Source organism: Polaromonas sp. P2_G11 (assembly GCF_056403595.1).
Genome location: NZ_JBFUFE010000006.1, coordinates 140,669 through 167,332, shown reverse-complemented (window position 1 = coordinate 167,332; position 26,664 = coordinate 140,669). Strand labels below are relative to the sequence as shown.

Annotated in this window: 24 protein-coding genes; 18 read left to right on the top strand and 6 right to left on the bottom strand. The window is 60.5% G+C overall.

The annotated features are described in order from the left end of the window. Positions 1 to 15: 15 nt before the first annotated feature. From sdhD to AC1DWQ_RS20775, 18 genes are all read left to right on the top strand, one after another. Positions 16 to 381, top strand: a complete 366-nt coding sequence (gene sdhD, locus AC1DWQ_RS20860; protein ID WP_477671355.1) for a succinate dehydrogenase, hydrophobic membrane anchor protein — start codon at positions 16 to 18, stop codon at positions 379 to 381. Between the two features lie 51 nt (positions 382 to 432). After that, the gene (gene sdhA, locus AC1DWQ_RS20855) at positions 433 to 2,226 is read left to right on the top strand and encodes a succinate dehydrogenase flavoprotein subunit (RefSeq protein WP_477671354.1); all 1,794 of its coding nucleotides are present in this window, start codon (positions 433 to 435) and stop codon (positions 2,224 to 2,226) included. Between the two features lie 55 nt (positions 2,227 to 2,281). Beyond that, the gene (locus AC1DWQ_RS20850; protein WP_122955671.1) at positions 2,282 to 2,986 is read left to right on the top strand and encodes a succinate dehydrogenase iron-sulfur subunit; all 705 of its coding nucleotides are present in this window, start codon (positions 2,282 to 2,284) and stop codon (positions 2,984 to 2,986) included. 106 nt (positions 2,987 to 3,092) lie between these two features. Next, positions 3,093 to 3,422, top strand: a complete 330-nt coding sequence (locus AC1DWQ_RS20845) for an FAD assembly factor SdhE (RefSeq protein WP_477671353.1) — start codon at positions 3,093 to 3,095, stop codon at positions 3,420 to 3,422. Positions 3,423 to 3,449: 27 nt separating this feature from the next. Continuing rightward, positions 3,450 to 4,760 carry a citrate synthase gene (gltA, locus tag AC1DWQ_RS20840; protein ID WP_477671352.1) on the top strand — a complete coding sequence of 437 codons (1,311 nt, stop codon included), beginning with the start codon at positions 3,450 to 3,452 and terminating at the stop codon, positions 4,758 to 4,760. A 299-nt stretch (positions 4,761 to 5,059) separates the two neighbouring features. After that, positions 5,060 to 6,037 carry a LysR family transcriptional regulator gene (locus tag AC1DWQ_RS20835; RefSeq protein ID WP_477671351.1) on the top strand — a complete coding sequence of 326 codons (978 nt, stop codon included), beginning with the start codon at positions 5,060 to 5,062 and terminating at the stop codon, positions 6,035 to 6,037. Between the two features lie 46 nt (positions 6,038 to 6,083). After that, the gene (gene leuC, locus AC1DWQ_RS20830; RefSeq protein WP_477671350.1) at positions 6,084 to 7,505 is read left to right on the top strand and encodes a 3-isopropylmalate dehydratase large subunit; all 1,422 of its coding nucleotides are present in this window, start codon (positions 6,084 to 6,086) and stop codon (positions 7,503 to 7,505) included. Between the two features lie 129 nt (positions 7,506 to 7,634). Beyond that, positions 7,635 to 8,285, top strand: coding sequence for a 3-isopropylmalate dehydratase small subunit (gene leuD, locus AC1DWQ_RS20825; RefSeq protein ID WP_477657140.1), 651 nt, complete (start codon positions 7,635 to 7,637; stop codon positions 8,283 to 8,285). A 14-nt stretch (positions 8,286 to 8,299) separates the two neighbouring features. After that, entirely contained in the window at positions 8,300 to 8,836 is a 537-nt protein-coding gene (locus tag AC1DWQ_RS20820) for a hypothetical protein (protein WP_477671349.1), read from the top strand. Positions 8,837 to 8,840: 4 nt separating this feature from the next. After that, entirely contained in the window at positions 8,841 to 9,911 is a 1,071-nt protein-coding gene (gene leuB, locus AC1DWQ_RS20815; protein ID WP_477671348.1) for a 3-isopropylmalate dehydrogenase, read from the top strand. 282 nt (positions 9,912 to 10,193) lie between these two features. Further along, entirely contained in the window at positions 10,194 to 11,333 is a 1,140-nt protein-coding gene (gene asd / locus AC1DWQ_RS20810; protein ID WP_477671347.1) for an aspartate-semialdehyde dehydrogenase, read from the top strand. 253 nt (positions 11,334 to 11,586) lie between these two features. After that, positions 11,587 to 14,325 carry a FimV/HubP family polar landmark protein gene (locus AC1DWQ_RS20805; protein ID WP_477671346.1) on the top strand — a complete coding sequence of 913 codons (2,739 nt, stop codon included), beginning with the start codon at positions 11,587 to 11,589 and terminating at the stop codon, positions 14,323 to 14,325. 49 nt (positions 14,326 to 14,374) lie between these two features. Next, positions 14,375 to 15,169, top strand: coding sequence for a tRNA pseudouridine(38-40) synthase TruA (truA, locus tag AC1DWQ_RS20800; RefSeq protein WP_477671345.1), 795 nt, complete (start codon positions 14,375 to 14,377; stop codon positions 15,167 to 15,169). Continuing rightward, positions 15,166 to 15,891, top strand: coding sequence for a phosphoribosylanthranilate isomerase (locus tag AC1DWQ_RS20795; RefSeq protein ID WP_477671344.1), 726 nt, complete (start codon positions 15,166 to 15,168; stop codon positions 15,889 to 15,891). The genes truA and AC1DWQ_RS20795 overlap by 4 nt, the downstream gene beginning before the upstream one ends. Then, complete coding sequence (gene trpB / locus AC1DWQ_RS20790; protein ID WP_477671343.1) at positions 15,869 to 17,170, top strand: tryptophan synthase subunit beta; 1,302 nt, start codon at positions 15,869 to 15,871, stop codon at positions 17,168 to 17,170. The genes AC1DWQ_RS20795 and trpB overlap by 23 nt, the downstream gene beginning before the upstream one ends. Continuing rightward, positions 17,167 to 17,985 (top strand): tryptophan synthase subunit alpha, encoded by an 819-nt coding sequence (trpA, locus tag AC1DWQ_RS20785; RefSeq protein ID WP_477671342.1) that lies wholly within the window; start codon positions 17,167 to 17,169, stop codon positions 17,983 to 17,985. The genes trpB and trpA overlap by 4 nt, the downstream gene beginning before the upstream one ends. A gap of 88 nt (positions 17,986 to 18,073) precedes the next feature. Further along, positions 18,074 to 18,946: an acetyl-CoA carboxylase, carboxyltransferase subunit beta gene (gene accD / locus AC1DWQ_RS20780; RefSeq protein WP_457279350.1), complete on the top strand. Its 873-nt coding sequence runs from the start codon at positions 18,074 to 18,076 to the stop codon at positions 18,944 to 18,946. A 129-nt stretch (positions 18,947 to 19,075) separates the two neighbouring features. After that, complete coding sequence (locus AC1DWQ_RS20775; RefSeq protein ID WP_477671341.1) at positions 19,076 to 19,738, top strand: LON peptidase substrate-binding domain-containing protein; 663 nt, start codon at positions 19,076 to 19,078, stop codon at positions 19,736 to 19,738. Between the two features lie 17 nt (positions 19,739 to 19,755). Here AC1DWQ_RS20775 and AC1DWQ_RS20770 read toward each other — a convergent pair whose 3' ends face one another. The 6 genes from AC1DWQ_RS20770 to AC1DWQ_RS20745 are packed head-to-tail and all read right to left on the bottom strand — an operon-like array spanning position 19,756 to position 26,661. After that, positions 19,756 to 21,564, bottom strand: coding sequence for a polysaccharide biosynthesis protein (locus AC1DWQ_RS20770; protein WP_477671340.1), 1,809 nt, complete (start codon positions 21,562 to 21,564; stop codon positions 19,756 to 19,758). After that, positions 21,551 to 23,026, bottom strand: a complete 1,476-nt coding sequence (locus tag AC1DWQ_RS20765) for a DegT/DnrJ/EryC1/StrS family aminotransferase (RefSeq protein ID WP_477671339.1) — start codon at positions 23,024 to 23,026, stop codon at positions 21,551 to 21,553. The genes AC1DWQ_RS20770 and AC1DWQ_RS20765 overlap by 14 nt, the downstream gene beginning before the upstream one ends. A gap of 54 nt (positions 23,027 to 23,080) precedes the next feature. After that, entirely contained in the window at positions 23,081 to 24,217 is a 1,137-nt protein-coding gene (neuC, locus tag AC1DWQ_RS20760; protein WP_477671338.1) for a UDP-N-acetylglucosamine 2-epimerase, read from the bottom strand. Next, entirely contained in the window at positions 24,217 to 25,266 is a 1,050-nt protein-coding gene (gene neuB / locus AC1DWQ_RS20755; RefSeq protein ID WP_477671337.1) for an N-acetylneuraminate synthase, read from the bottom strand. The genes neuC and neuB overlap by 1 nt, the downstream gene beginning before the upstream one ends. 4 nt (positions 25,267 to 25,270) lie before the next feature. Next, complete coding sequence (locus AC1DWQ_RS20750) at positions 25,271 to 25,978, bottom strand: acylneuraminate cytidylyltransferase family protein (protein ID WP_477671336.1); 708 nt, start codon at positions 25,976 to 25,978, stop codon at positions 25,271 to 25,273. Next, entirely contained in the window at positions 25,975 to 26,661 is a 687-nt protein-coding gene (locus tag AC1DWQ_RS20745) for a class I SAM-dependent methyltransferase (RefSeq protein ID WP_477671335.1), read from the bottom strand. Before AC1DWQ_RS20745 ends, AC1DWQ_RS20750 begins: the two co-directional genes overlap by 4 nt. Positions 26,662 to 26,664 lie beyond the last annotated feature (3 nt).

Genomic DNA, 26,664 nt, shown 5'->3' with positions numbered 1-26,664 from the left:
TCAAGGAGCACAAAAATGGCAGTTAACTACGGCTCCAAACGCATCGTTGTCGGTGCCCACTATGGTTTGCGCGACTGGCTCGCGCAGCGCGTCACGGCCGCCCTGATGGCCCTCTTCACCGTGCTGGTCCTGGCCCAGGTCATCTTCAGCAAAGGCCCCATCGGCTACGACAAGTGGGCCGGCATCTTCTCGTCCCAGTGGATGAAGACGCTGACGTTTGTGGTCATCGTTGCCCTACTGTTGCACGTGTGGGTCGGCATGCGCGACATCTGGATGGACTACATCAAGCCAGCCTCCATCAAACTCGTTTTGAATGTTTTCACGATCGTCTGGCTGGTGGCCTGCGCCGGCTGGGGCATTCAGGTGCTGTGGCGCGTTTAAGCCGCCGCTGACCCCACAGACCCGACAAGAAGACCGACACCCCACAAAATCATGACAGCAACATCCAAACTCCCCAAGCGCAAATTTGACGTCGTCATCGTCGGTGCCGGCGGCTCCGGCATGCGCGCATCGCTGCAGCTGGCGCGCGCCGGCCTCAACGTGGCCGTGCTTTCCAAAGTGTTCCCCACCCGCTCGCACACCGTTGCAGCCCAGGGCGGCATCGGCGCATCGCTCGGCAACATGAGCGAAGACAACTGGCACTACCACTTCTATGACACCGTCAAGGGCTCCGACTGGCTCGGCGACCAGGACGCCATCGAATACATGTGCCGCGAAGCGCCCAAGGTCGTGTACGACCTCGAGCATATGGGCATGCCTTTCGACCGCAACCCCGACGGCACGATTTACCAGCGCCCCTTCGGCGGCCACACCGCCAACTACGGTGAAAAACCCGTGCAGCGCGCCTGCGCCGCGGCCGACCGCACCGGCCACGCCATGCTGCACACGCTGTACCAGCAAAACGTCAAGGAAAAAACCAGCTTTTTCGTCGAGTGGATGGCGCTGGACCTGATCCGCGACTCCGCCGGTGACGTCGTGGGCGTGACCGCCCTCGAAATGGAAACCGGCGACGTCCACATTTTTGAAGCCAAGACCACGCTGTTGGCCACCGGCGGCGCAGGGCGCATTTTTGCCGCGTCAACGAACGCCTTCATCAACACTGGCGACGGCCTGGGCATGGCAGCGCGTGCCGGCATCCCGCTGGAAGACATGGAATTCTGGCAGTTCCACCCGACCGGCGTGGCCGGCGCCGGCGTGCTGCTGACCGAAGGCTGCCGCGGCGAAGGAGCGATTCTGCGCAACAGCAATGGCGAGCGTTTCATGGAGCGTTATGCGCCCACGCTGAAAGACCTCGCGCCGCGCGACTTCGTCTCGCGCTCCATGGACCAGGAAATCAAGGAAGGCCGCGGCTGCGGCCCCAACAAGGACTACATCCTGCTGGACATGACCCATCTGGGCGTGGACGCCATCATGAAGCGCCTGCCCTCGGTGTTCGAGATCGGCCACAACTTCGCCAACGTCGACATCACCAAGGAACCTATTCCCGTGGTGCCCACCATCCACTACCAGATGGGCGGCATCCCGACCAACATCCATGGCCAGGTTGTCACGCAGGACGCCAACAACCAGAGCCAGGTGGTCAACGGCCTGTATGCGGTGGGCGAATGTTCCTGCGTCAGCGTGCACGGTGCCAACCGCCTGGGCACCAACTCGCTGCTCGACCTGCTGGTGTTCGGCAAGGCCGCCGGCAACCACATCGTCGAGTTCGCCAAGACCACCACGCACAAGCCGCTGCCGGCGGATGCCGCCGACAAGACCCTGGCCCGCATCGCGCGCCTGGACAACGCGACCGACGGCGAATACGCGCAAGACGTGGCCAACGACCTGCGCGCCGCCATGCAGCAGCATGCCGGCGTGTTCCGCACACAGGCCATCATGAACGAAGGCGTGACGAAAATTGCCGCGCTGCGTGCCCGCGTCAACAGCATCGGACTGAAGGACAAGTCGAAGATTTTCAACACCGCGCGCATCGAAGCGCTGGAAGTGGAAAACCTGATCGAAGCAGCGCAGGCCACCATCGTGTCCGCCGCGGCCCGCCAGGAAAGCCGCGGTGCGCACTCCGTCGACGATTACGGCGACACGCCCGCGCACCCGAACGGCCGCAACGACACCGACTGGCACAAGCACACGCTCTGGTACAGCGAAGGCAGCCGCCTGGCTTACAAGCCGGTGCAGATGAAACCCCTGACGGTCGATTCGGTTCCGCTCAAGACGCGTACTTTCTGAAGACGTAGCCCCTATTGCTCTGACGCCCTGCGACCCTACAAGAAGCGAGAACCCCATGACCAAACGCACCTTCAAGATCTACCGCTACGACCCGGACACCGATGCCAAGCCCTACATGCAGACCATCGAGGTGGAGCTCGACGGCCACGAGCGCATGCTGCTGGACGCGTTGATGAAGCTGAAGGCGCAGGATCCGACCATCAGCTTTCGCCGCTCGTGCCGCGAAGGTGTGTGTGGCTCCGACGCCATGAACATCAACGGCAAGAACGGCCTGGCGTGCCTGACCAACATGCGCACGCTGCCTGAGGTCATCATCCTCAAGCCCTTGCCCGGCCTGCCTGTGGTGCGCGACCTGATCGTCGACATGACGCAGTTCTTCAAGCAGTACAACTCGATCAAGCCCTACCTGATCAACGACAACGTGCCGCCCGAAAAAGAGCGCCTGCAGAGTCCCGAAGAGCGTGATGAGCTCAACGGCCTCTACGAGTGCATTTTGTGCGCCAGCTGCTCCACCTCCTGTCCCAGCTTCTGGTGGAACCCCGACAAGTTTGTCGGCCCGGCCGGCCTGCTGCAGGCCTACCGCTTCATCGCCGACTCCAGAGACGAAGCCACCGCCGAGCGCCTGGACAATCTGGAAGACCCGTACCGCCTGTTCCGCTGCCACACCATCATGAATTGCGTCGACGTCTGCCCCAAGGGCCTGAACCCGACCAAGGCGATTGGCAAGATCAAGGAAATGATGGTTTTGCGGACAGTGTGACCAATATGGCCCCCACGCTTGTCGCTTCGCGTACTACGCTGCCTCCCGAGGGGGCGTGTTTCGCCTTGGGGCGGCCCGGCGGCGAAACCTCTACGGCCTGAACGATATGGAAACCGCCGACGCCCTGCTCGACGAGCGTGCCCTGAGCAAGCTCAAGTGGCGTTGCCGGCGCGGCCTGCTGGAAAACGATTTGCTGATTGAGCGCTTCTTTTTGGCGCACGAAGCGACGCTAACCGTCAGGCAGGCTAAAGGGTTAAATGATTTAATGGATTTGTCCGACAACGATTTGCTGGACCTGCTGTTAAAACGAAAAGTTGCCGGCCAGCTGCCCGATGAAGCGGCCAAGGCAAGTGCCTCTACTTCTGAAGCCCATGAAGTTTTAAAGTTGCTGCAGCCCGCAGCGCCGGCCCCCGATTACGCGTCCGTCCTCCATTGACACTGATACGAAAGAAAGAAGCACGAAATGAAGCTAGCTGACAACAAAGCCACCCTGTCCTTCAGCAACGGCAGCCCCAGCATCGAGTTGCCGGTCTACCAGGGCAGCGTTGGTCCGGACGTCGTTGATATCCGCAAGCTGTATGCCCAGACCGGCATGTTCACCTATGACCCCGGTTTCCTGTCGACCGCGTCCTGCCAGTCCGCCATCACCTACATCGACGGCGACAAGGGCGAGTTGCTGTACCGCGGCTACCCCATCGAGCAGCTGGCCACCAACTGCGACTACATGGAAACCTGCAACCTGTTGCTGTACGGCGAGTTGCCGAATGTCGAGCAGAAGAAAGATTTCGTCAGCCGCGTGACCAACCACACCATGGTCAACGAGCAGATGCAGTTTTTCCTGCGCGGCTTCCGCCGTGACGCGCACCCGATGGCCATCATGACCGGCCTGGTCGGCGCCCTGTCGGCCTTCTACCATGACAGCACCGACATCACCAATCCCGAGCACCGCGACATCTCTGCCATCCGCCTGATCGCCAAGATGCCGACGCTGGTCGCCATGGCTTACAAGTACACCGTGGGCCAGCCCTACATGTACCCCAAGAACAACCTGAGCTACGCCGGCAACTTCCTGCACATGATGTTCGCCACGCCGTGCGAAGAGTACAAGGTCAACCCCGTGCTTGAACGCGCGCTGGACCGCATCTTCATCCTGCATGCAGACCACGAGCAAAACGCTTCGACCTCCACCGTGCGCCTGTGCGGCTCGTCCGGCACCAACCCGTTTGCAGCGATTGCCGCTGGCGTGGCTTGCCTCTGGGGCCCGGCACACGGCGGCGCCAACGAAGCGGCACTCAACATGCTGGGCGACATCCAGAAAGCCGGCGGCATCGAGAAAATCGGTGACTTCATCAAGCAGGTCAAGGACAAGAACTCCGGCGTCAAGCTGATGGGTTTTGGCCACCGCGTCTACAAGAACTACGACCCGCGCGCCAAGCTGATGCAGGAAACCTGCAAGGAAGTGCTCAAGGAAATGGGCCTGGAAAACGATCCGCTGTTCAAGCTCGCCATGGCGCTGGAAAAAATCGCCCTGGAAGACGAATACTTCGTGTCGCGCAAGCTCTACCCCAATGTCGACTTCTACTCCGGCATTGTGCAGCGCGCCATCGGCATCCCGGTGCCACTGTTCACGGCCATCTTCGCGCTGGCCCGTACCGTCGGCTGGATCGCCCAGCTCAATGAAATGATCGGCGACCCCGAGTACAAGATCGGCCGTCCACGCCAGTTGTTCACCGGCTCCACGACACGTCAGGTGTTGCCGCTGGCCAAGCGCTAAGCTGCCAACGCGTTGACATAAAGCCCGCCCTTGGCAACATCGGCGGGCTTTTTCATGCCCCAAAGCCCTGCGGCGCATCTCAAGGTTCCGCAGGCCCCGCGGCTGTCTGCTACGTTTTTGATAGCTGCTTGCGCCCGTCGTTATTGGGCTAGAGCCTTAAAAAATCAAAAATTTTGGTGGCCCAGGCTGAAAACGCCTATTGGCAAGCAGGGCATCGTGCATTGCGATGACAAAACACCAATCATGGTAGCAAAATAGCGTTTCACCATCGTCTAACACGATGACGTCACGCCCACGCCATGAAAAGCTCCGAACGCAACTTTGCCCGCCGCATTGATCTGACCTCGCTTCAGCTCTTTGTGGCTGTGTGCGAGCTCGGCAGCATCGGCAAGGCGGCCGAGCGCGAATTCATTGCCGCCTCAGCCGTGAGCAAACGCCTCTCCGACCTCGAAATCACGCTGGACACGCCGCTGCTGTACCGCCACACCCGCGGTGTTGACCTGACGCCCGCCGGCGAAAGCCTGCTCCACCATGCGCGCTCGGTGCTGTTCAGCCTCGAGAAAATGCAGAGCGAGCTCAGCGAATACGCCGACGGCGTGCGCGGCCATGTGCGCGTGCACGCCAGCATCTCGGCCATCGTGCAGTTTTTGCCGGAAGACCTGGGCGCCTTCACCCGCGAGCATTCGGGCATCAAGATCGACCTGGAAGAGCATCTGAGCACCGAGGTGGTCCGCGCGGTGCAGGAAGGCGCGGCCGATCTGGGCATCTGCAATACTGCCGACGGCGCGGGTGACCTGCAGGTACTGCCCTACCGCACCGATAAATTGGTATTGATTGTGCCCAGGGGCCACGCCCTGTGTACGCAAGGCGCTATCAAATTTGAAGCAGCACTGGACTACGACCAGGTCGGACTGCACTCCAACAGTTCGATTTACCTGGCCATGCGCGAAGCGGCCGCCCGACTGGGCCGCACCATCAAGCTGCGCATCCATGTCACCGGCCTGGACGCAATGTGTCGCATGATCCACAACGGCCTGGGCGTCGGCGTGATGCCGCAGCGCGCCTTTGAACTCATGCACGGCGTCGGTGAGCTCGAGTCCCTTCCCCTGCTCGACGCCTGGGCCGAGCGCCAGATCCAGCTGGTAGCGCGTGACTTTTCCACCCTGCCCCTGACGGCGCGGCTGCTGGTGGAACACCTCACACAGCCCGCCGCACCACACACCAACGCGGCCCAAGCTGCCAAAACCGCAGCCATGGCTGCGAGTGCAGCGGCCTAAAATCACCCCCACGACAGACGATAACGAGAGATCACGAAGGAAACCCATGGGACGCACCCTCTACGACAAAATCTGGGACGAGCACGTCGTTCATACCGAAGACGACGGCACGGCCATCCTCTACATCGACCGCCACCTGGTGCACGAAGTCACCAGCCCGCAGGCCTTTGAAGGCCTGCGCGAGGCCGGCCGCAAGGTCTGGCGCATCAGCTCCATCGTCGCCACGGCCGACCACAACACGCCGACCACCGGCTGGGAGTTGGGCTACGACGGCATCACCGACCTGGTGAGCAAGGAACAGATCACCACGCTGGACAGCAACATCAAGGAATTCGGCGCGGCCGCCTTCTTCCCCTTCCTCTCCAAACGCCAGGGCATCGTGCATGTCATCGGCCCCGAAAGCGGCGCCACGCTGCCCGGCATGACGGTCGTCTGCGGCGACTCGCACACCTCCACCCACGGCGCTTTCGGCGCGCTGGCACATGGCATCGGCACCAGCGAAGTCGAGCACGTGATGGCGACGCAAACCCTGCTGGCCAAAAAAGCCAAGAACATGCTCGTGAAGGTCGAAGGCAAGCTGGCCCCAGGCTTGACGGGCAAGGACATCGTGCTCGCCATCATCGGCAAGATCGGCACGGCTGGCGGCACGGGTTACACGATTGAATTTGCCGGCTCGGCGATTCGTGCGCTCAGCATGGAAGGCCGCATGACGGTCTGCAACATGGCGATTGAAGCCGGCGCGCGCGCTGGCCTGGTGGCGGTAGACCAGAAAACCATTGATTACGTCAAAGGCCGCTTGCTCTCGCCCACCGGCGTCGAATGGGACATGGCCGCCAAATACTGGAACACGCTGCACTCGGATGCCGACGCGAAGTTCGACGCCGTGGTCGAGCTCGACGCCAGCCAGATCCTGCCGCAAGTCACCTGGGGCACTTCGCCCGAAATGGTGCTGTCGATTGACGACCGCGTGCCCGACCCCGACAAGGAAAAAGACGCCAACAAGCGCGATGCCATCGAACGCGCGTTGAAGTACATGGGCCTGGAGCCCGGCAAGGCGCTGAACGACCTGTACATCGACAAGGTGTTCATCGGTTCCTGCACCAACAGCCGCATCGAGGACATGCGCGAGGCAGCCGCCGTCATCAAGAAGATCGGCCAGAAGGTTGCCAAGAACGTCAAGCTTGCGCTGGTCGTTCCGGGCTCAGGCCTGGTCAAGGAACAGGCCGAGCGCGAAGGGCTGGACAAGATTTTTGTGGCCGCCGGCTTTGAATGGCGTGAGCCTGGCTGCTCGATGTGCCTGGCCATGAACGCCGACCGGCTGGAGCCGGGCGAACGCTGCGCATCCACCAGCAACCGCAATTTTGAAGGCCGACAAGGCGCTGGTGGCCGTACGCACCTGGTGAGCCCGGCGATGGCCGCCGCGGCCGCCGTGCACGGCCACTTTGTTGACATCAGAAAGTTTGTGTGACACCCCTGTCTCGGCTCACTTCGTGTAGCCGGAACCCCCTCAAGGGGGCAACACCTGCGGCCCGGCAAAGCCGGTTCCGCGGTGTTTCTTGGCAAGAAACTATTTCGATAGAGTGAAGGAGAGAATCCCATGCAGAAATTCACCGTACACAAGGGCCTGGTCGCCCCGATGGACCGCGAGAACGTCGACACCGACGCCATCATCCCCAAGCAGTTCCTCAAGTCCATCCGCAAGACAGGCTTTGGCCCCAACCTGTTTGACGAATGGCGCTACCTGGACGCGGGCTTTCCCGGCCAGGACCCGGCCAGCCGCAAGCCCAACCCCGACTTCGTGCTGAACCAGCCACGCTACGCGGGCGCCTCCATCCTGCTGGCGCGCAAGAACTTCGGCTGCGGCTCCTCGCGTGAACACGCGCCCTGGGCGCTGGACCAATATGGCTTTCGCGCGATCATCGCGCCGAGCTACGCCGACATCTTCTTCAACAACAGCTTCAAGAACGGCCTGCTGCCCATTGTGCTGCCCGAGGCGCAGGTGGCGCAGCTGTTCGACGAAGCGCTGGCCTTCCCCGGCTACCAGCTCACGGTCGACCTGGAACGGCAAGTGATCGTCAAGCCGCAGGGCGAGGAGCTGCCTTTCGACGTGCAGGCTTTCCGCAAGTACTGCCTGCTCAACGGCCTGGACGACATTGGCCTGACCTTGCGCCAGAGCGACAAGATCAAGGCCTTTGAAGCCGAGCGCCTGGCAACCAAGCCCTGGCTGAACCACACGGTGGCAGGATGATGGCGCACTCGCGCATGGCAGGACTGGTGGTTGCCCTGCTGACCGGCCTGACGGGCTGCTCGACGATGGAAGCGGTCAATCGCGACCAAACCCAGCTGGCAGCCATCGAAAAGAACGCCCCTGCGAATGCCGCGACGCTTCGGCTGCGCTCCTTCTCGAATGGCACAGCGCGATTTGGTGTGAGCCCACAAAGCGCGTCATGCGAAGGCTTCAAGGATGTAGGTGTGGCTCTGAACACCATAGAAGCCAGCCGGACCTACGCCGGCCGCGAACGCAAAGACATTGTTGAAGTACTTCCGCAAGCTGGCCCGGTGCAGATTCGCGCCTATGCGCAGGAGCAGCATTTTGCGAACAACATAACCTACAAGTCAAAGTGTGGACCGGTAGCTGTCCGCTTCGTCGCCGATCCGCAGAAAAAATACACTGCCGACCTGATCTGGAAAGACAAGCGTTGCACCATCGTGGTCAACGACACTACCAGTTCAACCCCCATCCCTGTGCCGGGCAGCAATTACTTTTGCCCGGCCAGTTTTTCTGAAATCCTGGATTAATCCCATGAAAATCGCAATCCTCCCTGGTGACGGCATCGGCACCGAAATCGTCGCGGAAGCCGTCAAGGTCTTGAAGGCGCTCGACCTGAAGTTTGAAACCGAAAGCGCATTGGTCGGCGGCGCCGCCTATGAGGCCCATGGCCATCCACTGCCCGAAAGTACGCTGAAACTGGCCAAGGAAGCCGATGCCGTGCTGTTCGGCGCTGTGGGTGACTGGAAATATGACACGCTGGATCGTCCGCTGCGCCCCGAGCAAGCCATCCTGGGCCTGCGCAAGAACCTTGGCCTCTTTGCCAACTTCCGCCCCGCCATTTGCTATGCACAGCTGGTGGACGCCTCCAGCCTCAAGCGTGAGCTGGTGTCCGGCCTGGACATCCTGATCATCCGCGAACTGACCGGCGACATCTACTTCGGCCAGCCCCGAGGCCGGCGCGTCTCACCCGACGGGCATTTCCCCGGCTCGGAAGAGGCCTTTGACACGATGCGCTATTCGCGCCCCGAGATCGAACGCATCGCCCACGTGGCCTTCCAGGCCGCCCGCAAGCGTGACAAGCGCGTCACCAGCGTCGACAAGGCCAACGTGCTGGAAACCTTCCAGCTCTGGAAAGACGTGGTCACCGAAGTCGGCAAGCAGTATCCCGACGTCGCGCTGGACCACATGTATGTGGACAACGCCGCCATGCAGCTGGTGAAGGCGCCCAAGAAGTTTGACGTGGTGGTCACCGGCAACATGTTCGGCGACATCCTGAGCGACGCCGCCGCCATGCTGACCGGCTCCATCGGCATGCTGCCTTCGGCCAGCCTGAACGACAAAAACCAGGGCCTGTACGAGCCCAGCCACGGCAGCGCACCCGACATCGCCGGCAAGGGCGTGGCCAATCCGCTGGCCACCATCCTGAGCGCGGCCATGATGCTGCGCTTCAGCCTGAACCAGCCCGAAGCCGCCGCCCGCATCGAAAAAGCCGTGGACGCCGTGTTGAGCCAGGGCCTGCGCACGCCTGACATCTACAGCGAAGGCACGACGAAGGTCGGCACGGTGCAGATGGGTGATGCGGTCGTCAAAGCCTTGGTCTGACGTTTTTTTACCGCAAATCGCCTCAAACCAAGGGCAAAAAACGGATTTGAGGCGGCTGTCAGCCCCGATAAAGCCAAGCCTGGCTACAATTAACACCATGCGCAAAACCCCCGCACTCACCCGCTTTATCGCCGCTTCGCGCGCGATCAGCGCTGCGCCGGTTTTTGCCCAGATCACCAAAACGACCACCATTAAAGGCTAGCAAGCCTGGTTCGTCGTGCCCTGCCGGCTCGATGAGCCGGGCCAAAAAGCCTTATTTTTGACTTTTTGAAGGGCAACACAATGAAACTCAAAGGCAATCTCACGGGACTCGTCGGCTGGCGCGGCATGGTCGGTTCGGTCCTGATCGACCGCATGCAGGCCGAAGGCGACTTCGACCTGATCGAGCCGGTTTTCTTCTCGACCTCGAACGCCGGCGGCAAAGCCCCCGCTCAGGCCAAAAACGAAACTACCCTGAAGAACGCCTTTGACATTGAAGCGCTGAAGAAGTGCGACATCATCATCACGGCCCAAGGCGGCGACTACACCACTGAAGTCTTCCCCAAGCTGCGCGCGGCCGGCTGGACGGGCCACTGGATTGACGCAGCCTCTACGCTGCGCATGAACGACGATGCCATCATCATCCTGGATCCGGTTAACCTGCCCGTCATCCAGAACGCCATGGCCAAGGGCGGCAGGAACTGGATTGGCGGCAACTGCACGGTGAGCTGCATGCTGATGGGCGTGGGCGCGCTGTACAAGGCGGGCCTGGTCGAATGGATGACCAGCATGACCTACCAGGCGGCGTCCGGCGGCGGCGCCCAGCACATGCGCGAGCTGCTGACCCAATATGGCACGCTCAATAGCGAAGTCCGCGCCTTGCTGGACGATCCCAAATCAGCCATCCTGGAAATCGACCGCCGCGTGCTGGCCAAACAGCAATCACTGAATAGCGATGAGACGGCCAATTTCGGCGTGCCGCTGGGTGGCTCCCTCATTCCCTGGATCGACAAGGACCTGGGTAACGGCATGAGCAAGGAAGAATGGAAGGGCGGCGCGGAAACCAACAAGATCCTGGGCCAGGGTGCTGGTTTCGGCACGGCTGAAACGCCGGTCGACGGCTTCTGCGTGCGCATAGGCGCGATGCGCTGCCACAGTCAGGCCCTGACCTTCAAGCTGAAGAAGGACGTGCCGTTGGCCGATATCGAGGCCATGATCGCCGCAGACAACCAGTGGGTCAAAGTTGTGCCCAACACGCGTGAGGCCTCGATCAAGGACCTCACACCCGTCGCCGTGACGGGCACCATGCAGATTCCGGTGGGTCGCCTGCGCAAACTGGCCATGGGCCCCGACTACCTCGGTGCTTTCACCGTGGGCGATCAGTTGCTCTGGGGTGCGGCCGAACCGCTGCGCCGCATGCTTCGTATACTGCTTCAGGGGTAAATAATTCGGGGTGAGCGGTTGCCAACATGCGGCCACTCATCCGTAACCACTTGTTTCCGTGCGTTGTCGTCTGACAACATCCTGAACATGTAAGTTGATGCTAACTCGATGTGTCAAAACTTAAGTGGTGTCTTAGCTTGTCAGCCTAATGCCTTGATGTTAAGGTTGTTTTTCGAAAATTCGCATCGAGGTTTTTGTGCGCTTAAGCAGAATAAAGTTACATGCAGACCGAGCACTGGAGGCTCCCAACCCCATGAATAAACGCGGTCGTTGGCGTATTGGCGCCCTGGCGAGTGCCATTGCATTGCTGGGCAGCCTGGCAAGTCTTGAAGCCCATGCGCTTGCGCTGGGCCGGATCACCGTTCAATCGGCGCTGGGTGAACCCCTTCGCGCCGAAATCGAGATCACGGACCTCAAGCCCGATGAAGCAGCCAGCCTTCGGGCCGGTGTTGCACCGGCAGAAGCCTTCAAGGCAGCAGGCATGGAATACGGCACGGTGGTCACCGGTGTCGAAGTCAGCCTGCAACGTCGGACGGACGGACGGTCTTTCCTGCGATTGAGCAGCAACCGCCCCGTTACCGAGCCTTTCGTGGACCTCATCCTGGAGGCCAATTGGTCGAACGGGCGAATTACACGCGACTACACCATGCTGTTTGACCCGCCGGCACTGCGGTCCGGCAGTAGCGGCACAGCAGTTGCGCCAACTGCACCTGTGCTGTCGCGCCCCGGTTCGCCCAATGCCGCGCCGCCCTCCAAAGGCATTGCGTCCATCCCCTATTCCCCGTCAGGCCCCGGCTCCAGTGCCACCAGGCCCGCCCCCGTAGCCAAGGCACCTGCGGCAAAGGCGGAAAAAGCCCCCGCCGGCGACACACAGGTCACCGTCAAATCCGGTGACACCGCAGGCAAAATCGCTGCCCAGAACAAGCCGTCCAGCATTTCACTGGACCAGATGCTGGTCGCCTTGCTCCGAAGCAACCCGGATGCCTTCATCGGCGGCAATGTCAACCGCATCAAGTCCGGCGCCGTGCTGGACATCCCGACCGCCGAATCGGCCGGCGCCGTCTCCCCCGGCGAAGCTACCCAGACCATCGTCGCGCAAAGCAAGGACTTCAACACTTTCCGCCGAAAACTCGCAGAAGGCGTGCCAGCGGCACAGGTAGCCGGTGCCGACCGCCAGGCCGGCGGCAAGGTGGAGGCCAAGGTGGAAGACCGGGCGCCTGCCAGCACCACCCCCGACAAGCTCACCCTGTCCAAGGGAGCCGTCAAGGGCAAGGCAGCGACAGCCGCCGAAGAAAAGATTGCCAAGGAACGGCAAGCCAAAGAAGCCTCGACACGGGTCGCGGAGCTGTCCAAAAATATCAACGAGCTCAACAAACTCGGAAGCGGTCCGGCAGCGGCACCCGCAGCCAGCGCAGCCAAAACGCCAGGTGTGGCTGTTCCAGTTCCGTCCAGCGTTACAGTCCCCACACCTGCGGCGGCTCCGGCAGCTTCGGCGCCTTCCATCGCCGCATCGGCATCCACCAAGGCAGCGGTGACAGCCACACAGCCGGCCAGCGCAGCAGTTGCGGGCACGACGCCTGCGGTTCCCATGGCACCCGCCTCTGCAGCCTCAGCCACGGCTGCAAGCGCCGAGCCGCTTGCAGCGGCTTCACAACCAGCCCCCGCGGCCAGCGAACCCGTCGCACCGGTGGCAGCCGCTCCGGCAGCACCCAAAAAACCGGTTGTTGCGCCGCCTCCGCCGCCACCTGAACCCAGCCTGCTCGACGAACTGCTGGAAAACCCCCTGGTATTGCCGGGCGTAGGCCTTCTGGTCGCGTTGCTCGCCGGATTCGGTTTTTACCGGTACCGCCAGCGCGCCGGTGGGGCCCAGGTTGACAGCTCTTTCCTTGAAAGCAGGTTGCAGCCCGATTCTTTTTTCGGCGCCAGCGGCGGCCAAAGAATTGACACGAATGAAGGCAACGCCACGGGCTCGTCCCTGGTGTATTCGCCCAGTCAATTGGACGCCGCTGGCGACGTAGACCCCGTAGCCGAAGCCGATGTGTACCTGGCATATGGACGCGACCTGCAAGCTGAAGAAATCCTCAAGGAGGCGATGCGCACCAGCCCCATGCGCGTGGCAATTCACGCCAAGCTGATGGAAATCTATGCAAAACGCCGCGACAGCAAGGCATTTGAAACTGTCGCCATCGAAGCCTTCAATCTGACCCACGGCAATGGCCCGGAATGGGCGTACATCACCGAGATGGGCCGCGAGCTCGACCCTTCGAACCCGATGTACCAGCCTGGCGGACAGCCCGCCGGCACAGCCTCCGCCGCCGGGACCTCGGCGTTCAGCCCGGGCGGTACCGTGGCCATGGTGGCTCAACCGGTCAATGTCCCTGCGCCAACACCGGCCGTGGACGTTGATCTTGACCTGGATTTCTCACTCGGTGATGAGCCTGATACAGCCACGACCCCTGCGGCAATATCGGCACCCGTTGCACCAAAACCAGTTGCCCCGCCCGTCGTCAGGAAACCGGAACCCGCCGCCCTGAACATGGATTTCAGCAGCGCAACGGTTGCCATGCCTGCGGCCAAGCCACCGGCACCTGCTGCGGCCAAACCCGCCGAAGCGGCACCCGAGATTTCCTTTCTGTCCGAAGGCCTGAACTTTGAACCCGAGCCGTTCGTCCCGCCAGCCAAACCGGTTCCGCCGGTCAAGGCCGCTCCGGCCCCGGCCCCGGCCCCGGCAGTAGCCGACAGCGGCATGCTGGAATTCGACCTGGGCTCGCTTTCACTTGACCTGAATGGCCCAACAACGGAGAGTCCCGCTCCTGAGTTTGAAGTATCTTCTTCGTCGGATGACCCGCTTGAAACCAAGTTCATGCTGGCCGAAGAGTTCCGCTCGCTGGGTGACACCGACGGTGCCCGCTCGCTGGCCGAAGAAGTGCTGGCAGAAGCCAGTGGCCCGTTGAAAGTCAAGGCGCAGGCGTTCCTGAACGCCTTGGCGTGAGCGCAGCCTGAACGCACCGCGTTCACTGCGCACCGGCCGGGGTTCAACCGTGAGGATTGCCCTCGGCATCAGCTACAGCGGAAGTGCCTACGAGGGCTGGCAAAGCCAGCTCTCGGGCAATACCGTGCAAGACAAGCTGGAGCTGGCCTTGGCCAAGTTTGCCGCCCAGCCGATTCGTACCCTCTGCTGCGGGCGCACCGACGCTGGCGTGCATGCGCTGATGCAGGTCGTGCACTTTGACACGCCGCTGCAGCGCGACATTGCCTCATGGGTGCGCGGCACCAACACCTTTTTACCCGGTGACATCGCGGTGCAATGGGCACGCGAGGTCCCCGACGAATTCCATTGCCGCGGTAGCGCCATCGCACGCAGGTACGCCTACGTCGTGCTGGAATCACCAGTGCGGCCCAGCGTGGAAGCCGGGCGTGTCGGCTGGGTGTACCGGCCACTGGATGGCACTGCGATGCGACAGGCTGTCACGCACCTCATTGGCGAGCACGATTTCAGCTCTTTCCGGGCCGCGCAGTGCCAGGCCAAGTCCCCCGTCAAAACGATCAGCCGGATCGACATCTCCGAGCGTGCCGGTACGGGCTCCAAATACTGGCGCTTCGAGTTCGAGGCCAACGCCTTTTTGCACCACATGATTCGCAACATCATGGGCTGCCTGGTGGCTGTCGGCCAGGGCAACTACCCGCCAGGCTGGCTGGCCGAGGTAAGGGATGCGCGCAGCCGCGACGCAGCCGCGCCCACTTTTTCACCCGATGGGTTGTACTTCTTGGGACCGGTCTATGAAGACCACTATGGCCTCCCAAGTCGCACAGCGGCCTATGATTGGCTTCCATGACGCCCGCCACCCGCACCCGAATCAAGATCTGCGGCCTCACCCGCGAGGAAGACGTGGACGCGGCCGTGGCTGCCGGAGCCGATGCAATCGGGTTTGTGATGTACGAAGCCAGCCCGCGCCATGTGACAGCCGAACGCGCCGCCGGACTGGCTCGCCGCCTGCCTCCTTTCGTGACGCCGGTGCTGCTTTTCGTCAATGCCCCCGCTACAAAAATCATAGCTGCTTGCGCAGGCCTACCAATGGCTTTACTACAATTTCATGGTGACGAAACACCCGAGATCTGCCTGGAGGCCGGGCGCCCGTTCATGCGCGCCGCACGCATTCCACTTGGTGAAAAAACCACTGAAAGCACGCCTGGAACCTCCGGCGGCTTTGATCTCGTAAAATACGCACAAGACTTCAAGGCCGCACAAGCCATCCTGCTCGACGCTCATGTCGAAGGTTATGGTGGCGGCGGGAAAACATTCAATTGGTCACTTCTTCCTCCAAACGTCAGCGCTCACCTCGTTTTGTCTGGTGGATTGACGCCTGCAAACGTGATCGATGGCATTTTGCAAGTCAGGCCGCGTTGCACAACGCTGGCCGTTGATGTCAGTTCGGGCGTCGAGATTTCCAAGGGAATCAAAAGCGCCTACAAGATCAACCAGTTTGTAGCGGCCGTTCGCGCCGCCGACGAACTACTTGCAAAGAGTCTTAACCATGTACGAGTACCACCAGCCTGACGTTTCAGGCCATTTCGGAATTTACGGCGGCAGTTTTGTTTCAGAAACCCTGACGCACGCCATCAATGAGCTCAAAGACGCCTACGCCAAATACCAGCACGACCCGGAGTTCCTCGCCGAATTCCATTCCGAGCTGGCGCATTTCGTAGGCCGCCCCTCTCCGATTTACCACGCCGCACGCATGAGCCGTGAACAAGGCGGCGCGCAGATTTACCTCAAGCGCGAAGACCTGAACCACACCGGCGCGCACAAGATCAACAACACCATAGGCCAGGCCATGCTGGCGCGCCGCATGGGCAAGCCGCGCGTGATTGCTGAAACCGGCGCCGGTCAGCACGGCGTGGCCACGGCCACCATCTGCGCCCGCTACGGCCTGGAATGCGTGGTCTACATGGGCAGCGAAGATGTCAAGCGCCAAAGCCCTAATGTCTACCGCATGAACCTCCTGGGCGCCACCGTGGTGCCGGTCGAAAGCGGCAGCAAGACGCTGAAAGACGCGCTCAACGAAGCCATGCGCGACTGGGTCGCCAACGTGGACAACACCTTCTACATCATTGGCACCGTGGCAGGCCCCCACCCCTACCCCATGATGGTCCGCGACTTCCAGAGCGTGATCGGCACCGAATGCCTGCAGCAGATGCCGGAGTTCATCGGCACGAAGCAACCCGACGCAGTGATCGCCTGCGTGGGCGGCGGCAGCAACGCCATGGGCATCTTCCATCCCTATATCCAGCACGCCAAAACCCGCTTGATCGGCGTCGAGGCCGCAGGTGAAGGCCTGGACAGCGGCAAGCACTCCGCGTCGCTGCAGCGTGGCCTGCCCGGCGTGCTGCACGGCAACCGCACCTATGTGCTGCAAAACGACGACGGCCAGGTGACCGAAACGCACAGCATCAGCGCGGGCCTCGACTACCCCGGCGTCGGCCCCGAGCACGCATTCCTCAAAGACATCGGCCGTGCCGAATACGTCGGCATCACCGACACCGAGGCGCTGGAAGCTTTTCACTACCTGTGTCGCACCGAGGGCATCATTCCGGCGCTTGAATCCAGCCATGCCGTGGCCTGCGCAATGAAGATGGCTCGCACCATGCGCCCAGACCAGAGCCTGCTCGTCAATCTCTCAGGCCGGGGCGACAAGGACATCGGCACGGTAGCCGACCTTTCGGGCGCGGAGTTTTACGACCGGCCTTCGATGCGGGGCTTCTCTGTCAAGGGTGGTGCGACAACCGCGGCTTCGTTCGATGCCAGCGGCGCCAAGGGCAGCGGGGTGCAATCATGAGCCGCATTGCCACCACCTTCTCCACACTGAAAAGCCAGGGCCGCAAGGCCTTGATCCCTTACGTCACGGCGGGCTTTCCCTTTGCCGACGTTACCCCCGAGCTGATGCACAGCATGGTGGCCGGCGGCGCCAACGTGATCGAGCTGGGCGTGCCCTTTTCCGACCCCAGCGCCGACGGCCCTGTCATCCAGAAGGCGGGTGAAAAAGCCTTGTCCCTGGGCATCGGCCTGGCGCAGGTGCTGGAGATGGTGCGCCAGTTCCGCACCAAAGACAGCGCCACCCCCGTCGTTCTGATGGGCTACGCCAACCCGGTCGAACGCTACGACATCAAACACGGCGGCAGCAAAACCGAAAGCGCCTTCATCCGCGACGCTGCCGCGGCCGGCGTGGACGGCGTACTCATCGTCGATTACCCACCCGAAGAATGCGTGGAATTTGCCGCCCGGCTGCGCGCCCACGGCATGGACCTGATCTTTTTGCTGGCCCCCACCAGCACGGACGCCCGCATGGCCCAGGTGGCGCAAGTCGCCAGCGGCTATGTCTACTATGTCTCGCTCAAGGGCGTGACGGGCGCCGGCACGCTGGACGTGGACGCCGTGGAGGCCATGCTGCCGCGCATCCGCAAGCATGTGAACGTACCCGTGGGCGTGGGCTTCGGCATTCGCGACGCCGCCACGGCCAAGGCCATCGGCAAGGTGGCCGACGCGGTGGTGATCGGCAGCAAGATCATCCAGCTGATTGAAAACCAGCCGCGTGACAAGGTGGCAATCGTTGCCAGGGACTTTTTGAAGGAAATCCGTACTGCTTTGGACTGACTTTTAATGGGCGAAACCCGGCGCATAATTGCGCTTTTCGCCCGGCAAATGCGTCTGGATCCCGCTCGACACCCTAAGGACTTACCCAATGTCTTGGTTAGAAAAACTTCTTCCCCCAAAAATCAGCCCCACCGATCCGACCGAGCGTCGAAGTGTGCCCGAGGGCCTGTGGATCAAGTGCCCGAGTTGCGAAGCCGTGCTCTACAAAACCGACCTGGAAAAAAACCAGAACGTCTGCCCGCAGTGCAGTCACCACCACCGCATAGGCGCGCGCGCCCGGCTGGACGCCTTTCTGGACCCGGAAGGCCGTTATGAACTGGGCCAGGAAGTGCTGCCCGTCGACGCCCTCAAGTTCAAGGACAGCCGCAAATACCCCGAACGCCTGAAAGAAGCCCTGGAAAACACCCAGGAAACCGACGCCCTGGTGGTGATGGGCGGCGCCGTTCACAGCATCGGCGTGGTGGTCGCCTGCTTTGAGTTTGATTTCATGGGCGGCAGCATGGGCAGCGTGGTGGGCGAGCGCTTTGTGCGCGGCGTGCACGCCGCTATCGAGCAAAAAGTGCCTTTCATCTGCTTTACCGCCACCGGCGGCGCACGCATGCAGGAAGGCCTGCTAAGCCTGATGCAAATGGCCAAAACCAATGCATCGCTGACCCGCCTGGCCAAAAAAGGCCTGCCCTACATCAGCGTGTTGACCGACCCGACCATGGGCGGTGTGAGCGCCGGCTTTGCCTTCGTGGGCGACATCGTGATCGCCGAGCCCAAGGCCCTGATCGGCTTTGCCGGCCCGCGCGTCATTGAGTCCACCGTGCGCGTCACGCTGCCTGAAGGCTTTCAGCGCGCCGAGTTTTTGCAAACCAAGGGCGCAGTCGATTTGATCTGCGACCGCAGGGAACTGCGCAAGACCGTGGCCAACTCCCTGGCCATGCTGCTGCGCCAGCCAGCCGATGCCGTCAGCTGAGAGGCCGGCAATTCCCGGAAGCAAGGCATAAGTCCCAAGGCATAAAAGGCGTATCAGCCGCACGAAAAATTCACCGCGCGGGTCACATGGGATGATGTGGTTCACGGCACTCCAAAGCACGATGAGACCATGCCAGAAGCCCTGACACTGACCTCCCTTCCCCTGTTCCCGCTGGGCGCGGTGCTGTACCCCGGCGGCGTGTTGCCGCTGCGCATCTTTGAGGTCCGTTACCTCGACATGATCGGTAAATGCCACAAGGCGGGTGCGCCTTTCGGCGTTGTTTCACTCACCGAAGGCTCCGAGGTACGCCGGCCCGCCGATGCAGGCACCCCCACGGGCGACGGCTTTGCGAACGAGGCCTTCAGCACCATCGGCACCCTGGCCACCATTACCGAGTTCTCCAGCCCGCAACCGGGCCTGATGGCCATACGCTGCACCGGTGCGCAGCGCTTTGAAATCACCCGCCGCGAAAAACTCAGGCATGGCCTGTGGATTGCCGATGTCACCCGGCTGGAAGACGACCAACCGGTGGAAATTCCGGTTGACCTGCAGGCCACGGCCAATGCCCTGGGCAAGCTGATTACAAGCCTGCAGGAACGCGAGGTGCCGCAAGCACAAATGCCGCTACTGGCGCCCTACAGGCTGAACGACTGCGGATGGGTCGCCAACCGCTGGTGCGAACTGTTGCCGATGCCGCTGGAATTAAAGCAGCGCCTGATGCAACTGGACAACCCCTTGATGCGGCTGGAACTGGTCAGCGACATTCTGGAGCGCACAGGAATTTCGCTGTAAACAAGGAACCAGCGAAATCAGATCCGGGATTTGTACTCCGGAACATGACTGGTTAACCAAGCCTTCACGGTTTCGCCGGACGGTGCGGCACCAACAGCGGATATCCAGGCTGTTACATCGTCGATGGCAACGGCCTGATCGCCCGACGATTTGGCCACACGGAGTTTGGGATGGGGAGTGGGCTCCGTGGTTTCGTCATCAGCCATCAATTCTTCAAATAGTTTTTCGCCGGGACGCAAACCGGTAAAAGTGATCGAAATGTCGTGTTCGGATTTACCCGAAAGACGAATCATCATCCGGGCCAGATCCACAATTTTTACAGGCTCACCCATATCGAGCACGTAAATCTGGCCACTGCGTCCCATAAGCCCGGCCTGCAGTACTAATTTGGCGGCCTCCGGAATCGTCATGAAATAGCGCACGATGTCGGGGTGCGTCACAGTGATCGGGCCACCACGCGCAATTTGCTCAGTGAACAGCGGAACCACAGAGCCGCTTGAGCCCAGAACATTTCCGAACCGAACCGACACAAACTGGGTGTCGGTGTACTCGCGTGCAATGCTCTGCACCACGAGTTCCGTCATGCGTTTGGTGGCTCCCATGATATTGGTGGGATTCACTGCCTTGTCAGTGGAGATCAAGACGAACTTCTGGGCACCGCATGCACCGGCCACTTTAGCGGCGTGAATGGTTCCGAGAATATTGGTTCGGACCGCTTCGATTTCGTTATTCAACTCCATCAATGGGACATGCTTGTACGCTGCCGCATGAAAAAACACCGAGGGCTTGTACTGCATTGCGATGGCCTGCAAGCGGGCATGCTCCCTGACATTGGCCGTGTAATAGAGACCTTGCATCTGCGGATGCGCTTCCCGCAGTTCCTGCTCCAGCTTGTAAATGGCAATCTCGGAGGCGTCCACACAAACCAGCCGGGCGACACCCAATCGCGCAATCTGCCGGCAAAGTTCCGACCCTATAGACCCGCCAGCACCCGATACAAACACGGTTTGACCCGAAAAAAGCTCCGCCAGTCCCTGCGTGTCCAGTTCCACCGCCTGCCTGCCCAGCAAATCTTCCAGTTCGATTTTCCTCGGACTTGCACTCTCGGACTGCAACCATTCATCCGGCCTCGGCATGGTTAGCAACGTCAGTCCGGGCGGACTGGACTGCATGAGGACCTCGCGACGCTCCCGAGAGCCCGGCGGACTGGCAATGAGCGCAGTTGATGCACCCGTAGACGCAGCCATGTCGGCAATTGCAGCCGGAAGTCCCAATACCGGTATTTGATGAAGATAACGCCCTTGCTCGGACTCAACGGATGAAGCAATACCCACACAATGCCATTGCCTGGATCCCTTGATTGCACGCAGGGCATCGGCAGCATCATGAAGCGATCCGACAATCAACAAGGCCCGGGATTCGTCCGACGGGCTACCGTGCTCAACAAATGTCCGCCAGGCAGCGCGAGCTCCGCCAAGCAATATCAATGCAACGAGTGGATGCAGCAGGAGGACAGATCGCGGAAAATTTGGATACCGGATCATCAGCACAGCTGCGGCAGCCAACAGTCCACCGAGAAACACCCCCCATACCAGTTGCCGCAGCTCGGGCAGGCCAATGTACTTCCAGATTTGGCGGTCAACGCGTGCAATGACCAGTCCGGCCGCAGACCCAGCCAACGCCCATGGCATGCTCTGTAGGGCGAGTGCTTCAAACTCCTCAGGAATATCAAAATTAAACCGCAGCCAAAATGCTGCCCACCACCCTAGACAAACCAGCAAGAGATCTGCAGTCCACAGCGAAACAGTCTCTTTACGCAAGCGCACGACGGCCCTCCGTCATGAGCAGGACATGCCGTAAATGATCAATCACGCGGTCTTGCTGAGCCGCATCAAGATTTGAACCCGAGGGCAAACAGATACCCGTTCGAAAAAGGTCCGCAGAGATATCAACACCGGACTCATGCGAAAAATAAGGAGCACCTTCAAAGAGTGGCTGCAAGTGCATGGGTTTCCAGACCGGCCTCGCCTCAATCAAGTGCCGCTCAAGCGCCTTCATCACATCGCGGCTCCTCCCTGCAGCATCTGGCCCGTTCAATGTGAAACATGTCAACCATCGGGTGGAGTGACAGCCTTCCGGCTCCGGCATCCACTGCATTTCCTGAAAATCTGCCATTGCCTCCACATACCGCTCAAACACGCGCCGGCGCTGCGAAACGCGCTGCTCCAGCACCCGCAGCTGCCCTCGCCCAATTCCGGCCAGAACATTGCTCATGCGATAGTTAAATCCGACTTCTGTGTGCTCGTAGTGGGGAGCGGGCTCCCGTGCCTGTGTCGAGAGTTTTCGCGCTCTTGCGATAAGGTCGGAATCATCAGCCACCAACATTCCGCCTCCCGAAGTGGTGATGATCTTGTTGCCGTTGAAGGAATAGACAGCCACCCGGCCAAAGGCTCCGCTGCTTTTACCCTTGTAATGTGCGCCAAGCGATTCGGCGGCATCTTCAAGCACTGGAACACCATACCGCTCACAGATTGGCAGCAGCGCGTCCATGTCAGCACTTTGCCCGTAGAGGTTGACCAGCACAACGCATGCAGGCAGCCGGCTCTCGCGCTTGGCCCACTCAAAAGCGCGTTCCAGCGCTGCGGGCGACATGTTCCAGGACTGGGGTTCGGAATCAATGAATACCGGCTTTGCTCCGCAATAAAGGATGGGGTTGCAACTGCCGACAAAGGTCAGTGAGGAGCAAAATACGGTATCTCCCGGTTTGACGCCCAGCAGGACCAAGCCCAGGTGAATGGCGGCAGTTCCTGAACTGACCGCTGCGGCGTGCGCAACCCCGACATGCTCGGCCAGTTCGCGTTCAAACCCATCGACGTGAGGGCCCAACGGTGCAATCCAGTTGGTCTTGAAGGCATCTTCAACGAATACCGTTTCCTCTTCACCAAGATGCGGGGACGACAACCAGACACGTTGTGCCAGCTCACGACTGAAAACGATATCAATGGGTCGGCCGGCCGTGTCGACGATTGGCACATGTGCAATGCCGTGGACATCCATCAGTTTCTTGATATCAACCAGAGAAGAAGACTCATCGGCGGTCACTGGTGGCCGTGAAGGCAACGTCGTCAGGGCTGCGTCGGGAGATGCTTTATCGATCACAGCGCGACGCAAATCGCCATCAGTCACCGTCCGAACCAACACACCTCGCGTATCGACCGCCAGGAGAATACCCTGCGCGGTGCTGTCCATCGTCGTCAATGCCTGCATCCAGGGCAGGTCACCGGACACGCAAAGGTCTTCAAATCGCGCAGTGTGCATGATCAAACCCAATGTATGGAGGCGTTAATAAGTATTGACCTTGTCCAGGATATCTGGCGCAATGCTCTGGGTAGCGAGAAGATGAACGATGCGGGCACCTGCTTGGCCGTCACCATAAAAATTTCCGGGAGGAAATCGACCATGATCAAGTCCAGATCGAATCGCTTTCGCTATGGAGTCGCTGTCGTTGGTGGAATCAATGGTGTTCACATTGCGTTGTCTGGCGCGTTGCCGGTTGCCAATATTGACAACCGGCGTACCAAAGCTAGCGGCTTCGATAACGCCCGATGACGAATTTCCAATAAGAACGTCTGCATTTCTCAAGGCCGCAAGGTACAGTGAACGTGGCAAGTGTGCAAAACGCCGTATGTCCAAGGCCTCAACGGCACGCAAAATTTCTGCAGAGCCGGCATCGGCATTGGGATCAAGCCAGATTACCTCGATGCCTTTTTCAGGCAATGTCTGGCGAATGGCAGATAGCAATGCAGTCGTCTGTTCATATGTACCCTGTGACTCCTGCACTACCGGATGAAACAGCACCAGCGCATAATGCGCTTCGGCCGACAAACCCAGCTCAACAGCAACTGTGGCGCGGGAGAAGTCGTACAGAAGTTGGAGATCGTCCAGGCTGGGAGCACCCGTGACCCAAACATGTTCGGGCTTTTCACCCATGCGAATGACACGCTCCCGTGACTCTTCTGTCGCCACAAAATGCCAGTGGGAAAGTTTTGTCAGCGCATGCCTCACAGGTTCGTCAACAGTACCAGACCGCTCGCCACCGTGCAGGTGAACAATTGGCACTCCCAAGTGCAGAGCCGCAATGGCACCGGCCAGCATTTCACCGCGATCACCAATGACCAGCAGCAAATCCGGTTTTTCCTCTTCAAGGACACGCGTCAGTCCAATGATGGCCTGTCCGATGCCGCTTGACATAGCAGCAGCGGTGCGCAACCCAACGTCTGTGGGTATGCGCGCCACGATGGAAAGGCCAGAAGCCTCTATCTCCGTGACAGTCATGCCGCACTCGGGCCTGAGGTGCATTCCTGTGACAGCGATCTGCAGAGTCAAACCGGGGTGCACCGCAATCCGATGCAGCGTGGAGGCCATCAAGCCAAAGTCCGCCCGAGTGCCAGTCACGTAGAGAATGCGGCGTTCAGGCATTACTTCCAGCCTTCCAGCATGTATGGCGCAAGGAGGGTATATGCAGGCATGTCTTGAGTAAGGCGACACCCCAAAACGTTGACTTGTTGTGCTGGCGCAATACCGGTCCCGGGCCGGCGCAGGCATAAATCGTCTGGCGTCAACACCGTTCCCCCTGGGACATCACGGCTAAGCACTACGCTACGCCGTGCTACATCGCGGGTGTTGTGCTCTATAAGCTGGGGACGCTTGAGGCCGTCACCCCGCATCGTTTCGACCATTCTGATACCCCGAACCATCGCTGTAAAAGTCGCTGGGTCTGCGGAAGCGAGATGATCAGGCCCGGGCAGCGTCGTATCAAGCGTCAGATGCTTTTCAATCACGCAGGCACCGAGCGCAGTGGCGGCCAGCGCCGCCTCAATCCCTTCGCTATGATCAGAGTACCCCGTCGGCAAGCCGCATTCGCGGCTCATGGCCTGCATCGCCAAGAGATTGAGTGAATCGGCAGGCGCGGGATAGGCTGAAGTGCAATGCAACAACGTCAGGTTGTCAGATCCTGCCTCAGAAAGCCCCCTCGCCTGCCGCGCGGCAGAAATCCAGTGAATGGCGGTTTGCACTTCAGCCATCGTCGACATGCCCGAAGACAGCAATAGCGGCAAACCAGTCGCCGCGGCACATTCAAGCAATGACTTGTTGGTAATCTCGCCCGAAGGAAGCTTGATGCGCCTCACATCAAGCCGCGTTAACAATGCAACCGCTTCCTCGGAAAACGGCGTAGAAAAAAATTCAATGCCTATGTGGCGGCAATATGCCGACAACTCGTGGTGCGCGTCCTCATCAAGCTCCAATTTCTTGATCATTTCGAACTGGTTGGCCTCTCCGGTATTGCTGCGCTGATAGTGAGCTGTCTCCGCCATGGGGGTGACTACTTCCTCAGCCCGGAAAGTCTGGAACTTCACCGCATCCGCCCCCGCAGCCAAGGCCGCATCCGCCAGTTGCTTGGCCATGGCTAAACTGCCGTTGTGATTGACACCGCCTTCGGCGATGATAAAAACCCGTTTTCCAGTCACGTCGTTACCTTTCCTGCTCATATTGCCGGAGAAACAGCCATTCTGCCCATTCAAAGTCTTCTTGGTTATCTATGTCTACAGAACGACTGCGCGGCATGGCATAAGGTCTGGCCTGCACACTCCAGAAGCCTTCCGCCGATGCCTTGCGAAGTGCGGCTCGGCTCCAGACATAGATGGAACCGTTCAGTCCCCATACTGTAGGTGCGTCCTGCCTGCGCACAAATGTAGCTGGCTTGCTCAACTGCAGCAGGCCGGCAGGCGTTTGCTCTACAAGAGTGTAATAAGGACTGTGGGAAGGTTCCGTCACACTCACCACCAGATCCTCATTGCTCCCCAGCGCCAGCGCAGCGTTCAGATCGTCAACTGTGCGTAGTGGCGAAGTGGGCTGTAGATCCATCACACTTCCGATAATCTGGCCCTGACCCTCAAGCAGACATACCAAATGCTCAATCGCCGGAATCTTGGCAGCTGTATCGCTGGCGAGCGCCGCAGGCCGGCGGTAAGGCACCAGTGCTCCGTATTGCAGTGCAACCTCGGCAATCTCATCGTCGTCAGTGGATACATAGACGCCGGCTACTCCCTTGCAGGCAAGGGCCTGGCCTATCGTATGGGCGATGAGCGGCTTGCCCGCGAAAGGCAATACGTTTTTGCGTACCAGCCCCTTGCTGCCTCCGCGAGCGCAAATCGTGATGATATTGCAGGGTGCTGTCATGCTGCAATTGCGACGCGTGTCGCCTCAATCAAGAGATGTCGGATTTCAGGGTCACCGGAGTTATCCACGGCGCTGCTTTCCCCAATGCGGTCCACCCGCCATGGCGACAACAAGCCGGGCACATCTTGCCTGCAGGTGAACCGAGTTGGTCCCAAACCCTTCAATGGTCCTTCGCTGCATTCCCACATGTTGTGTGCGTACTGTTTGCCGCTGCCTTCTCCCCAGCAACCCTGAGCAAAGGTACGAGAAAAAAGCCGTCCGCCGGGTCGCGTCACACGGGCAAGTTCGGCATAAATGGCGCGTGCAGCGTCGTCCCCGCTATAACAAATGGCCACCACGTCCAATACGCCGTCAAAATATCCGTCCGGATAATCCAACTGGATGATGCCTCCAACATCGACGCGCCCACCGCGCTCGCGCCAGCCAGCGCATTCCAGATCCAGCCGCTCACGTGCAATGCGCACGCCGGTCGGTGCGGCGTCAATACCGTGCACACAGAATCCCTCGCGTGCCATGTACCAGAGATTTGCGCCCGTGCCGCAACCCACCTCCAGCAGGCGGACCGAGGCACGGTCCGGTGCGCCGTAAAAATTTCTGGCGACAAAGCGCACCACATCCTCGCCGGGATATTTACCCCAGGGGCGTGACCGAAAAACTTCATCCCACAGCATATCTGCGCCCATAGC